Annotated in this window: 14 protein-coding genes; 7 read left to right on the top strand and 7 right to left on the bottom strand. The window is 70.7% G+C overall.

Annotated elements, in window-relative coordinates; all coding sequences use genetic code 11:
* Positions 1-11: 11 nt before the first annotated feature.
* On the top strand, positions 12-557 hold the full coding sequence (locus J8J14_RS05000) for a cob(I)yrinic acid a,c-diamide adenosyltransferase (protein ID WP_209378371.1): 546 nt from the start codon (positions 12-14) through the stop codon (positions 555-557).
* 38 nt (positions 558-595) lie between these two features.
* Here J8J14_RS05000 and J8J14_RS04995 read toward each other — a convergent pair whose 3' ends face one another.
* Both J8J14_RS04995 and J8J14_RS04990 read right to left on the bottom strand, forming a co-directional pair.
* Positions 596-1,138, bottom strand: a complete 543-nt coding sequence (locus tag J8J14_RS04995) for a DUF4142 domain-containing protein (protein WP_209378370.1) — start codon at positions 1,136-1,138, stop codon at positions 596-598.
* Between the two features lie 272 nt (positions 1,139-1,410).
* On the bottom strand, positions 1,411-2,532 hold the full coding sequence (locus tag J8J14_RS04990) for a M20 family metallopeptidase (protein WP_209378369.1): 1,122 nt from the start codon (positions 2,530-2,532) through the stop codon (positions 1,411-1,413).
* A gap of 68 nt (positions 2,533-2,600) precedes the next feature.
* Here J8J14_RS04990 and J8J14_RS04985 point away from each other — a divergent pair, with 68 nt between their 5' ends.
* From J8J14_RS04985 to J8J14_RS04970, 4 genes are all read left to right on the top strand, one after another.
* Positions 2,601-3,734: a threonine synthase gene (locus J8J14_RS04985; protein ID WP_209378368.1), complete on the top strand. Its 1,134-nt coding sequence runs from the start codon at positions 2,601-2,603 to the stop codon at positions 3,732-3,734.
* 96 nt (positions 3,735-3,830) lie between these two features.
* The gene (locus J8J14_RS04980; RefSeq protein WP_209378367.1) at positions 3,831-4,154 is read left to right on the top strand and encodes a hypothetical protein; all 324 of its coding nucleotides are present in this window, start codon (positions 3,831-3,833) and stop codon (positions 4,152-4,154) included.
* Positions 4,155-4,262: 108 nt separating this feature from the next.
* Complete coding sequence (locus J8J14_RS04975; protein WP_209378366.1) at positions 4,263-5,054, top strand: phytanoyl-CoA dioxygenase family protein; 792 nt, start codon at positions 4,263-4,265, stop codon at positions 5,052-5,054.
* The gene (locus tag J8J14_RS04970; protein WP_209378365.1) at positions 5,054-5,608 is read left to right on the top strand and encodes a GNAT family N-acetyltransferase; all 555 of its coding nucleotides are present in this window, start codon (positions 5,054-5,056) and stop codon (positions 5,606-5,608) included. Before J8J14_RS04975 ends, J8J14_RS04970 begins: the two co-directional genes overlap by 1 nt.
* On the opposite strand, the gene J8J14_RS04965 is transcribed toward J8J14_RS04970, so the two are convergent.
* A complete protein-coding gene (locus tag J8J14_RS04965) occupies positions 5,596-6,681 on the bottom strand; it encodes a class I SAM-dependent methyltransferase (protein WP_209378364.1) in 1,086 nt (361 codons plus the stop codon). The two genes, J8J14_RS04970 and J8J14_RS04965, sit on opposite strands and share 13 nt — an antisense overlap.
* Before the next feature lie 128 nt (positions 6,682-6,809).
* Here J8J14_RS04965 and J8J14_RS04960 point away from each other — a divergent pair, with 128 nt between their 5' ends.
* On the top strand, positions 6,810-7,556 hold the full coding sequence (locus J8J14_RS04960; RefSeq protein WP_209378363.1) for a class I SAM-dependent methyltransferase: 747 nt from the start codon (positions 6,810-6,812) through the stop codon (positions 7,554-7,556).
* A gap of 1 nt (position 7,557) precedes the next feature.
* A complete protein-coding gene (locus J8J14_RS04955) occupies positions 7,558-8,640 on the top strand; it encodes a PLP-dependent aminotransferase family protein (RefSeq protein ID WP_209378362.1) in 1,083 nt (360 codons plus the stop codon).
* On the opposite strand, the gene J8J14_RS04950 is transcribed toward J8J14_RS04955, so the two are convergent.
* The 4 genes from J8J14_RS04950 to J8J14_RS04935 form a co-directional block, all read right to left on the bottom strand.
* Positions 8,556-9,254, bottom strand: coding sequence for a trimeric intracellular cation channel family protein (locus J8J14_RS04950; protein ID WP_209378361.1), 699 nt, complete (start codon positions 9,252-9,254; stop codon positions 8,556-8,558). The genes J8J14_RS04955 and J8J14_RS04950 overlap by 85 nt on opposite strands.
* 10 nt (positions 9,255-9,264) lie before the next feature.
* On the bottom strand, positions 9,265-10,509 hold the full coding sequence (locus J8J14_RS04945) for an MFS transporter (protein WP_209378360.1): 1,245 nt from the start codon (positions 10,507-10,509) through the stop codon (positions 9,265-9,267).
* Between the two features lie 70 nt (positions 10,510-10,579).
* The gene (locus tag J8J14_RS04940) at positions 10,580-11,446 is read right to left on the bottom strand and encodes a LysR family transcriptional regulator (protein WP_209378359.1); all 867 of its coding nucleotides are present in this window, start codon (positions 11,444-11,446) and stop codon (positions 10,580-10,582) included.
* A gap of 77 nt (positions 11,447-11,523) precedes the next feature.
* On the bottom strand, positions 11,524-12,318 hold the full coding sequence (locus J8J14_RS04935) for a DUF2076 domain-containing protein (protein ID WP_209378358.1): 795 nt from the start codon (positions 12,316-12,318) through the stop codon (positions 11,524-11,526).
* Between the last annotated feature and the right edge of the window lie 70 nt (positions 12,319-12,388).

The raw sequence follows: 12,388 nt of genomic DNA, 5'->3' as shown, positions 1-12,388 counted from the left end.
TCAGGAGCCCCATGGTCAAGCTGGACGTCATCACCACGCGCGGCGGCGATGCCGGGCAAACCTCGCTCGGCGACGGCACGCGCGTGCCGAAGCATGCATTGCGCGTGGAGGCGCTGGGCGCGGTGGACGAGGCGAACGCCGCCATCGGCCTGCTGCGCCTGCACACGGCGCAGGACGAGGATGCGATGCTCGCCCGCATCCAGAACGACCTGTTCGACCTGGGGGCGGACCTCTCCGTGCCGGGAACAGAAGGGGGGCTGCGCATCTCCGCCGCGCAGTGCCTGAGGCTGGAGGAGGAGCTGGCCGCGTTGAATGCGGAACTGCCGCCGCTGCGCTCCTTCGTGCTGCCGGGGGGCACCCCTGCCGCGGCGCACGCGCATCTGGCCCGTACCCTCGCGCGCCGGGCAGAACGCGCCGTGGTGGCGCTGGCGGCCGAGGAGGTGTTGAACGGCAACGCGGTCCGCTACCTCAACCGTCTATCGGACCATCTCTTCGTGCTCTCCCGGGCCCTGAATATGGGGCAGGACCCGCTCTGGCAGCCCGGCGGCAACCAGTAGGACATGCGGGGCGCGACATCGCCGCGCCCCGCAAGTGTTCAGGCCCGCGGTGCGATGGCCTGCAGGAAGGTCAGGTGCTCGCGAATGCGGTCCACGGCCAGAAGGGCGATGGCGCGGTCGGCAGCCGGGGCGGCCACGTCCTGGGCGATGGAGGTGTAGGTGGCCATCGCCTCCTGATGGCCCTGCACCTGCGCCGTGACGAAGAGCCGGTCGAACTGGCGGCCATTCGCAGCCTGCAGCTGCTGGAGCATCGCCGCCTTGTCCGCGGACGGCGGCGGCGGGGCCATGTTCCCGTGCAGCAGCCCCATGGCCTGCACCAGCCCCTGCTGCTCCGTTACCTCAAAGGGGGCGAAGCGGCGCAGATCGGCGCGCTGCGCCTTGCTGGCACCGAGCTGGGCGGTCTGCATCAGGAAGGCGCCGCCCTGCAGGGCCTGCATGCGGAGACCGGCGCCGGGGCCGCCCGAGGAAGGTGGCGGCGCGGCCGCCATGCCCTGGGGTGCCATGTTGGGCTGCGCGGTCGCGGCGCAGCCAGCCAGCCCAGCGCCGGCGAGCGCGATACCGAGTGCACGTCGGTTCATCATGAGTGCGGATTCCTTCCTGCTCATTCCGGGCCACAAGGAAAATCCCCTGCGACATGAGGAGGCGGGCCTGGCCCACTCCTCTTTCCGGCTGCCCGCTCGATGAGTGGCGACTGGTCACGATCCTGGTCGGGCAGGCTCCGGCTTCCGAAGCTGCGGGCCCAACGCGGTTGAAAGCCCGACGGTTGTTCTCGGCTATCGCCTTTTTCGGGCCTCTCGGAAAATGTGAGTTATAACCTACGTTATATTCGGTTTGCGTCGCGCCGCTTTCGCCCTCAACCGGCCTGCGCGCCCTCACGCAGGAGACGCCGAAAGAGCGGAATGGCGGCGGCCAGTTCGGCAACGGGGACATGTTCCCGGGTGGAGTGGGCTACGCCGATATCACCCGGGCCGAGCACGACGCAGGGCGCCAGGGCGTTCAGCCGCGTGGCATCCGTGCCGAAGGGCACGGTGCGCGCGGGCTGCCCGGTGGCGGCCACGGCCGCAGCCACCAGCGGGTGCTCCGGCGGAAGCTCGGGCGGGGAACCATCCACCACGTAGCGGAGGACGATTCCAGACCGCGCGGCGGCTTCCTCCAGCGCGCGGATCACAGGCTTCGGGTCCAGCGCGCGGGAATAGCGGAACTTGATCCGCGCGGTGGCCCGCGCGACGGTCACGTTGATCGCGGTCCCATGGTTGTCGATGACGATGTTGAGGTCGGGGAAAGGCGGATCATAGCCTTCATCCCGGAAGGCGGGATCCTCGCGCAGGCGGTCATGCAGCGCCTTCACCTCCGCCAGGAAGGGGATGAGCGCCAGGTTCGCGTTCACCCCCAGGCCGGTGGAGGAATGCGCCTGCATGCCGCTGGCCACCGCCTCGAAATTCACCGTGCCCCTGTGCCCCCGGATGGGGGCCAGCCGCGTCGGCTCCGCCACGATGATCCCCCTGAGGGCGGCCCGCCGCGCCAGTTCCGATGCCTCCACGATCAGAGCCGCACCCGCCTTGGTCGTCTCCTCATCCGTGGTGATGAGCAGCGTGACCGGGATATCCGCCGGCAGCCCCGTGGCAGCGATGATGCAGGAGGCAACCGGGCCCTTCATGTCCGCGGTGCCCAGCCCGTGCATCATGCCATCGGCGTCGATCCGGCCGGAGAAGGGGTCGTCCTGCCAGCCCGTATCGGGCACCGTGTCCATGTGGCCGGACAGCGCCAGCCCGCCGGGACCGCCGCGATGCGCGACGATGGCACGCTTGGCCACGCCCGCCGCATCGGCATAGTCCAGCCGCTCGATCTCGAAGCCGGCCAACGCCGCCTCCACCCGCTCCGCGAGCGGGAGGTTGGAGACGGAGGAGCGGCTGTCGATGCGGACAAGCTCGGCGGCCAGGGCGGCGACAGCCTCGGCATCAGTGCGGTCGGTCATGCCCTGGTATCTCTTGCGGGGCGCCCGGCGGCAAGACAGGTTGCCGCCCCTTCCGCAGAGGACCGCCCGTGACCGCCTATCTCGACCCGCGCACCGGACAGACCTGGCCGCTGGAAACCCCGCGCTGGCGCGGCGATGATGGCCAGCCGCTTCTTCTGACGGACCTGCCCGGCATCACCCGGGAATCCATCGATGCCTCGGCGCCGGGTCTGTGGCGCTATGCGTCCGCGCTGCCCTTCCGCCCGCGCGATCCGATCGCCATGGGGGAGGGGCGCACGCCCCTGCTGCGGCGCAGCGTCGCCGGTTTCGAGGCGCTGCTGAAATGCGAGTGGCTGATGCCAACCGGCTCCTTCAAGGATCGTGGCGCCTCGGTGATGCTCTCCCTGTTGCGGGACCAGGGGATCACGGCGGTGCTGGAGGATTCCTCGGGCAATGGCGGCGCGGCCATCGCCACCTATGCCGCTGCCGGGGGCATGCGCGCCCGCATCCTGGTTCCCGACAGCACCTCCCCCGCCAAGACCGTGCAGTCCCGCGCCGCCGGGGCGGAAATCCAGCTGACGCCCGGAACCCGGCAGGACTGCGCGGACGAGGCGCTGCGCCAGGGCAACGACCCTTCGTCGGGCTTCTTCTATGCCAGCCACAACTGGCATCCCTTCTTCCTCCAGGGCACCAAGACCCTGGCCTATGAGCTCTGGGAGGATCTGGGCTTCGAGGCACCGGACGCGGTGGTGATTCCCTGCGGCGCGGGCTCCAACGTGCTGGGCTGCGATATCGGCTTCGGCGAGTTGCTGCGGGCTGGCGCCATTCCCCGCCTGCCCCGGCTCTACGCCGCGCAGCCAGCCCATTGCGGCCCCCTGGCGCGCGAAGCCATGGGCCTGCCGCCGGAGGCGCCGCGCCCCACCATCGCGGAGGGCACCGCCATCGCGCAGCCCATCCGCCCGGCCGAGGTGCTCGGCGCGCTCCGCCGCAGCGGCGGGGGCGGCGTGCTGCTGGAGGAAGCCGAGATCGCGGAGGCCGCGCTCTCCCTCGCCCGCCAGGGCATCTATGTGGAACCGACCTGCGCGCAGGCCGTGGCCGCGCTGGGCAAGCTGGCCGCCGACAACCGGGTGAGGGCTGGGGAACGCGTGGCGGTGATCCTCACGGGCACGGGGCTGAAGGCCACGCCGCGCTATGCGGAAATGCTCGGCATCGGGGCGGTCTGAGCCCTGTCTTTCCGGCGGATCGTCAAGGCGGCTCCGCCGGAAATAAAGTCATGTTAAATTCAGCAACCGCGTTGGAACGGCCCCCGTTCGTTGCACATGATCCTGCAACTCGATCCACCCCTGCCGATGGATACGGTCCGCGGTGCCGGCCTTGCCCATTTCATGATCGATTACGGGCCGGAGGCGCATCTGATGTGGGTGGTCTTCCTGAAGACGGATGGTGCCTGCTGGACCGTGCCAAACCCGGAGGTACGGCTGCAGGCCAACTGGTCGATGCAGCGACGGCCCGCGCAGGGAGCCTTCGAGCAGCCCACGCGCATCCAGATGGCGGGGGTGGAAGCCAGGAAAGGCGATGACGGGCAGGCGACTTCCCCGGGGCCGGGACTGAACGGGAACCGCCTGAACGGAGAGCACCACTAGAACGCCTTCTTGCGCCGGCCCGGTCCCTGTGGCGGGCAGCAGCTGATCTTGGCGAAGCCTTAACCCGCCTTCCTCATCCTGGCGGCCCAGGATCACGGAGCGGCCAGGATGGACGCCATGAATCCGGCGGCGTCGGAAGCCGCCCATTTTCGCTACCTGATGGCCATACGCGGATGGGTGCGCTTCCCCGCCCTCATCGCCCCCGGGCTGCTCGGCGCGCTGCGGGAGGAGCTGGACGAATGCTACGCGACATGGCGCGCCATCCAGCTCCGCAACGGCGTGGCCGAGGCGACGGATGGCACGCTTCATCACCTGGCCGGCCGTGGCGGCGCGGTGGACCGCTTCCTGGCCGGGCTGCCCCTGCATGATGAGATCACCGGCTTCCTCGGTGGCGGGCCCTATGTGCTGAACGCCTGCGGCGCCTATCTGAACCGGCCGGACACCAGCGCCTATGTCGGCCGCATCCACCGTGATGTCCGCGGCTTCAGCGCGCCCTATGTGCTGATGATCAACATGCTCGTCATGCTGGACGACTTCACCGAGGAGAACGGGGCAAGCTGGATGCTGTCCGGCTCCCACCACCATCCGGACCGCCCGCCGGACGAGGTCTTCCTGGCACATGCGGAGCGCAACACGGGCCGCGCGGGCGACGTCGTGCTGTTCGATTCCCATCTCTGGCATTGCGCGGGCGTGAACCGCAGCGCGGCGCCGCGGCGGGCCCTGACCATCGGCTACACCCGCCCCTTCGTGAAGCCGCAGATGGACTATACCCGCATGGGGCCGGAACCGCGGGACGAGGCGCTGCGCCAGCTCCTGGGCTTCAACGCCCGCGTGCCAGACAGCCTGGACGCCTATTACCAGCCGCCGGAGAGGCGGAGCTACCGGGCGGACCAGGGCTGATGAACATCCTTGGGCGCCGCGTGGTGCTGCGCGCGCTGGAGGAGGAGGATGCGCCTCTCCTCCATGCCTGGGCGAATGAACCGGAGATCTGGCAGCGGCTGGGCGGGTGGCACTTCCCCACCTCTCTCGCGGCGACCCGGACATGGATCGCCGCGCAATCCGCATCCCCGGCCGATCGGCGCTTCGCCATCACACTGGGCGGCGAGCTGCTGGGCACGGCCAACCTGGTCGAAATCGATTGGAAGAACCGCCACGCCCATCATGGCATGATGATCGGCCCGGTCGCCCGGCGTGGGCAGGGCATCGGCACGGACACCATCATGGCGATCATGCGCCATGCCTTCGACGAGCTCGGCTTCGAGCGGCTGGACAGCTCCATCATCGAGCATAACGAGCCCAGCCGCCGCGCCTATTGCGACCGCTGCGGCTGGGTGCTGGAGGGACGCCAGCGCCGCTGGTTCCACCGCCAGGGCCGCTTCTGGGACCGGCTGATCATCGGCGTCACCCGTGACGACTACCACGCCCTGTTGGAGCGGACGCGTTACTGGGACTGAAAGCGGAGGAACAGGGCCGAGCCGGCGGTGACGGCGCAGGCGATATCCCCCGCTCGGTCCCACAGCAGCCTATCGCCCACGCGGCGCGGCCCATCCCCGAATGGCCAGAGATAGTCGTCCAGCACCAGCCAGCCGCCATCGCGCATCACCGGCATCCAGGCTTCCACATCGGCGCGCACCTGCTCATGGGCATGGTTGCCGTCGATATGCAGCAGCGCGATCTCCCCGGCATAGCGCGTCTCACCGAAAGCCGCGGAGTGCACCACCGGATCCGCCCGGTAATGCGCGGCACCCTGGACGGAGGGCAGCCGCAGGTAGTTCGTACCGTGGGCGCCGAGGCCGAGAAGATTGACGAGGAAGATGCGCGCCGCCTCCTCGTGATCCGCCGCCGCGCTCACCGCATCCAGCCCTTCATGCGACTGCTGGGTTCCCTCCACGGACCAGGGATCCACGCAAAGCAGGGAGCCGATGCCGTGCCGCATCGCCAGCCAGCCCAGGATGACCGCCGACTTTCCCCACCAGGAGCCGATCTCCACGACATCGCCTGGCGGCGCGTGGCGCGCGATGGCAGCCAGGGCCCAGAGCTTGGCATCGTCGCACATGCCTGGGACGCCATGCGCCTGCCGCAGCAGGGCCGCCGCCGCCTCCAGGCCCAGGGCCGGGCTGCGGGGCGCGCCGCCGCCCAGCCCATCGCCGGCCCGCGCCAGCCCCTCGGCCTCCCGCAGCCAGCCGCGATAGCCCGACAGCTCCGCCTGGTAGGGCGGTTCCTCATCCAGCACGCATTCCGGAAGAAGGCAGGGAAGCAGCGGACGGAGATGGGCATGCACCACCGGATGCGGCGTGTGGATGCGCAGGATCCCCCGCGCCCGCACCAGCGCTGCCAGTTCCTGCGCGAAATCCGGCGCGTCGTAATAGGGCAGGCGGGCCCATTCCTCGTAGCCCGGCCGCGCCGGATCGAAGGCGAGGGAGGAGGCGCCGATCAGCACCTCTCCCCTGGCCCTGGCCGCTTCCGCGAAGCGCCGCGCGGCCGCCATGCCGGCGGGAAAGACGAGGATGGGGGAGCGCTGGAGCATCGGTTCTTCCGCATCGCCTCGGCGCGCCTCCTGCGCACCATCGAAGCAAGCCTGCCAGCGGATCCCTCAACCGCCCGTTAAGCGCCGGGGCCGCATCATGCCGGGCGAGACGAGGAGAGGGGGCCAGGATGGCCATGCTCGCGGAGGAAACGGCGCGGCTGAACGCCATCGCCGGCCTCTATGCCGACTTCACCTTCGACAAGCTGATGCGCGGCTACATGTTGCGCCGCTTCCGCCCGCATCTGCCCGCCCGCCCGGAAGGGCGCCGCGCCCTGGAGATGGGCTGCCATCACGGCGCCTTCTCCGTGCTGATCGAGCCGCTCTTCGAGGTACTGGAAGTGGTGGATGCGGCCGATTCCTTCCTCACCCATACCGCCGCCCGCCTTTCGCCGCGCGCCATCCTCCACCGCGCGCTTTTCGAAAGCTTCGAGGCGACGCCACGCTTCGACGCCATCTTCCTCTCCCATGTGCTCGAGCACCTGATGGACCCCGTGCTCGTGCTCAGCCGCGCGCGGGAATGGCTGGCGCCGGGTGGGAGAATGCTGGTCGCCGTGCCAAACGGGCTGGCGCCGTCGCGCCAGATCGCGGTGGAAATGGGCCTGATCCCGGGACTGGCCGCCTTCACGGAAGCCGATATCCGTGAGGGACACCGGCGGGTCTACCTGCCCGATACCCTCGCCGCGGATATCCGGGCCGCGGGGCTCCGCATCGTCGATCGCGGCGGTGTTTTCTTCAAACCGCTGGCGAACTTCCAGATGGATCGCGGGCTGGAAGCGGGGCTTATCTCGGAAGCCTATATGGAGGGCTGCTACCAGCTCGGCCTGCGCTATCCGGATCTCTGCGCAAGCCTCTTCGTGGTGGCCGAGCGCGCATAGAATGGGCATTGGTGGCTTCCTGCCGCTCGATCCCGGCCCGCCGCTCGGGGAGGGCGGGGCGGAGAGCGTCGCGCAGCGCTGGTTCGGGGGCGGGGTGCGCCCCCACGCCTTCCGCAACGGGCGTTCGGCCCTGGCGCTGGGTGCCTGCGCCGCCTTCGCGCCCATCGGCACGCTCTGGCTGCCCGGCTTCGCCTGCCATGCCCTGCTGGATGCCGCGCTGGCGGCCCGCGACAGGGGGTATCTGGCCGGGGTGGCGACCTATCCGCTGAACGAGGAGCAGGCACCGGGCCCTGATACCGGCTTCCTCGCCCATCACCTGGCACCCGGGGATGCGGTGCTGGTGATCGCCTATTTCGGCCAGCCCGCTTCCGCGGCCCTGTACCGCCTGGCCGAGGCACGGCGGGATGTCGTCTGGATCGAGGACCGTGCCCAGGCGCTCTGGCCCGGTCCGCCGCTGGGCGACGCCATCCTCTATAGCCCGCGCAAGCTCCTGGGCGTGCCGGATGGCGGCTACTGCGTCGTCACCCCAAATGGCGCGGACCGGGCGCAGTCCCTGCCCCCGCAGCCACCATCCGCGATCCCTGCGCGCCCATGGCCTGCCTTGCAGCGCTTTGAGGAGGAGGAGGCGAATGAGCGCTGGTTTCCAGATTACCGGAGAGCGGAAGCCGGGATGCGGGTGGAGCCCGGACTTCCCAGCAGGATCACGGGCGCGCTGCTGGCGCGGCAGGATATCGGCGCCATTGCCGCCGCGCGCCGGGCCAATCATGCCGTCCTTTCGGCGCTGATCCCCGATGGCTTCCACCTCCTGCCAGCCTCCGCCCCGGCCTGGGTGCCCTATGGCTTTCCCGTCCTCGTGCCGGATGCGGCCGCCACCTCGGCGCGCATGGCGGAAGCCGGAATCTTCTGCCCGGTCATATGGCCCGATCCGGTGGAGCCAGCCGGCTGCGAAAGGACAAGGTCCCTGGTGGGGCGCGTCCTGCTGCTGCCGCTGGACCAGCGCTACGGGCCCGGGGAGATGCGGTTGGTCGCCTCCGCGTTCCGGTCCGCATCTGGCTCGGGGTCCGCCGCCCCGCGCGCGGCCTGACCGCCATAGGCCGGTAGGGACCAACCGCCGCCCAGGGCCGCCGCCCGGGTTATAAAGGCCACCAGCACTCCGGCCGCGACCGCGATCGTCCGTGCCGCGCCCAGCCTTTCCAGGGCAAGGAAGGCTCCCGCCCCGGCTGCCGCGGCGGTGGCGTAGATCTCGCGGCGCAGGATCAGCGGGATCTCGCCGCAGATCACGTCGCGGATCAGCCCGCCGAAGCTGGCCGTCATTACGCCCATCAACACCGCGACCCAGGCTGCCGCACCCGCGCGCGACGCCGTTTCCGCTCCCAGCACGGCAAAGACGGCCATGCCCGCCGCATCGGCCCAGAGCAGCAGGGCCACGCGCCTCTCGATCCGCGGCGCGACGAAGAAGACCAGCAGCGCGAAGACGGCGGCGAGGATGGCGAGGTCCGGCCGGGTCAGCCAGGCCACGGGCAGGCCGAGCATCAGGTCCCGCAATGCGCCGCCGCCAAAGGCCGTGACCCCCGCCACCAGCAGGAAGCCCACCGGGTCCATCCGCTTGCGGGCGGCCGCCAGCGCGCCGGCGGTGGCGAAGGCCGCCGTGCCGATCCAACCCAGCGCCTCAAGCGCCAGGTCGAAGGGCGCTGCCATGTCCGCGGGCCTATTCGGCGGGGGCAGGGGCGGGCGAAGTGCTGCGCGTGCTGCGCAGGGATTCGCCCCGCGCCCCACCGGCGCAGAGCAAGGAGGCCACCAGCAGAAGGGCGACGGTCGGCAGCACCAGCCATGGCATGCCGTTGTCCAGCATCAGCCCGAAGGGCACGGGGGTGATCGCGCCGCCCAGCGGCAGGCCGGAGGAGATGAAGCCGAACACCTTCCCGATCTGCCCGGGAGGCGCCGCGTGCTTCACCATCACGTCCCGCGGCGTGCGGGAAGCGCCGAGCGCCGTGCCCGCCACGAGCGCCACCACGGGCAGGACGAGGTCCGGCAGGGGCAGCAGCCCCATGGCGAGCAAGAGCAGGATGGAAAGCGAGGTGAGCCCGAGCACGAAGGTGAAGTGGCGGGAATAGCGGTCCGCATACCAGCCGCCGATCAGCACCCCACCCGTGGCGCCGACCACATAACCCGTGAGGGCGAGGGAGGCGACGGCCAGCGGCGTGCCCCAGAGCTGGTCCAGCGTCGCGATCAGGAAGGCCTGCACCCCGCTTCCCGCCATGGAGGAGAGCAGGAAGAAGGCAAAGAACATCAGCATGGTGCGGGAGAGCAGCACCTTGCGCCCCACCGGCGCCCCGCCCTTCTTCGGCCGCGCCTGGTCTTTCAGGATGCGGGACTGGAGCACCAGCGCCGCCACCACGGGCACGCCGAGCAGCCCGAGGGAGAGCAGCGCCGCCCGCCAGCTCACCCCCATCGTCTGGGTCATCAGCCCGATCACCAGCGGCGCCGCCGCGAAGCCGAGATTGCCGGTGAAGGTGTGCATGGCAAAGGCGCGGCCCATCCGCTTCTCGCCGATGCTGCTGCCGAGGATGGCGTAGTCCGCAGGATGGATCACCGAATTGCCGATGCCCGAGAGCACGGCGAGGCCCAGGATCACCCAGTAGCTCGGCGCCAGCGCCATGGCGGAGATCGAGAGCGCCATGATCAGCGTGCCGCCGAGCAGGTAGGGGCGCGCCCCGTGCCGGTCCACCAGGAAGCCCACCGGTGTCTGCAGCAGCGCCGTCACCGCGCTCATCAGCGCCACTGAAAGGCCGAGCACGGCGTAGGAGACGCCGAACTCCTCCCGCCAGATCGGGAAGAGCGGCGCGAGGCAGAGCATGTAGAAATGCGAGAGGAAATGGCCGGTGCCGATCAGCCCGATGATCCGCCAGTCGCGGTTGGGGGCTTCCTCGGCCGGGACATTCGCATGCGTCATGGAACGGAAACTGCGCCCCGCCCTGCGCGCGGGTCAATCGCCGCTTTCGCGGGGCGGGCCCGCGGGGCGCTCAGGCGGCGAGCGGCGCCGGCTGCCCGATCGTGTCGCGGATCGCCTGGACCAGCGGGCCCGCCAGCGGCGCCAATCCGGCCAGGTCGCCGAACACCGCCATGTCCGCCGTGCCCAGGGGCGGCAGGCCGCCCAGCGGCGCCAGCCCTTCCGGCAGGCCGGAGGCACCGATCACGGTTGCGCCGAGCCCTGCCTGGGCCGCCGCCGCCACGCCCAGGAGACTGGGGGAGGTATAGGTCACCTCGAAGCTCATCCCGGCGCGCGCGAGGGCGGCAAGGGCGCGATCGCGGAACATGCAGCCGGCGGGCAGCATGGCCAGGGGCAGGGGGCGCCCCTCCGGCATCAGCCAGCCCGGGGCGGCTGCCCAGATCACCGGCTCCGTCCAGAGAATGCTGCCCTCGCTTTCGCCATCCCGCCGTTTCCCGAGCACGAGGTCGAGCGAGCCCGCCTCCATGGCCCGGCGCAGATCATGGGAGCGGCCAACCTCCACCTCCAGCCGGATGCCGGGATGGGAGCGCGCGAAGCGCGCGAGGAGCGGGGCGAGGTTGCGCGGCACGAAGTGGTCCGCCACGCCCAGGCGCAGCCGCCCGGTCACGGGTGGCGCGACCAGGCGTCGCACGGCCTCCTCGTTCAGGGCCAGCATGCGGCGGGCATAGGCAAGCAGGGTCTCGCCCTGTGGGGTCAGGGCCACGCTGCGGCTGGTCCGCTCCAGCACGCGCTTGCCGAGCAGTTCCTCCAGCCGCCGGATCTTCAGGGAGATGGCGGATTGCGTCAGCCCCAGCGCGGGCGCGGCCGCGGTGAAGCCCCCGCGCTCCGCCACCTGCACGAAACAGCGGAGAAGATCGAGATCGAGGTCTGGAACGCGCATCGGGGGCGCAGGGTGACCCCGCGCCGCCGATGGGTCAATGAGGATCCGCCAGGATGCCCCGGCGGATCCATGAGGGATCAGATATCCTCGTCGAAGCCGCCGGCGTCGTCGAAGCCACCGGCATCGTCATAGCCGCCAGCATCATTGTAGCCGGCCGCGTCATTGGCGCCCCAGCCTCCCTGGTCGGACACGGGCGAGGCATCGGCCCCGGCACCCGCGGGATCGGTCCAGGGCGAGGAGGCCGGCGTGTTCACCGCCTGCTCGCCGAAAGCGCCCGCCGCGCCGGAGGCGGCGTCGGAAGCCGCCGTGGCCGCGTGGGCCGCGCCGCCCGAGAACATGCCCATGAGGGCATTACCCAGCACCATGCCGCCCGCGACGCCGGCCGCGGTGGTGAGCGCCGTGCCGAGGAAGCCGGAGCCGCCGCGGCCCTGCTGCATCATGGCCGGGTTCATCGCGCCCATGGGCGGCTGGATCGGCTGCGGGCGCGGGGTCATGGGCACCTGCTGCCGGTTCCCCCCGCCGAACATGCCGCCGAAGAGCCCGCCGCGGGACTGCTGGTTGGCCTGCATCTGGTTCTGCGTGTTCTCCAGCTGCCACTCCAGTTCCTGGATGCGGTTCTGGGCCTGCACCAGCGCCGCTTCCTGGACGAAGGCGGTCTGGGTGATGCGGTAGCGCGCCTCCGGGTAGCGGCTGAACAGGTCGCTGATCAGCCGGTCGGCCTCCGGGTCAACCGGGGGCAGGTTGGGCGCGGACTGGGTGCTGGGAACGCTGCGCGCGCCCCAGGGGCCGGTTGAGGTCGCTGCCGGCTGCTGGGCGACGCCTGCGACGCGCTCCACATAGCCGGTGATAATGCGGCGCTCTTCCTCGGTCATATCCCTCAAAGCTCCTTGTGGCAGGCGGATGCCCGCGACGTCGGCGAGATGGCCTGCCCGCCCGAATCTT

It is taken from the genome of Pararoseomonas baculiformis (assembly GCF_017813395.1).
In the GTDB taxonomy this organism is placed as follows: Bacteria; Pseudomonadota; Alphaproteobacteria; order Acetobacterales; family Acetobacteraceae; genus Roseomonas; species Roseomonas baculiformis.
This window is presented reverse-complemented; position numbering and strand designations above follow the sequence as displayed.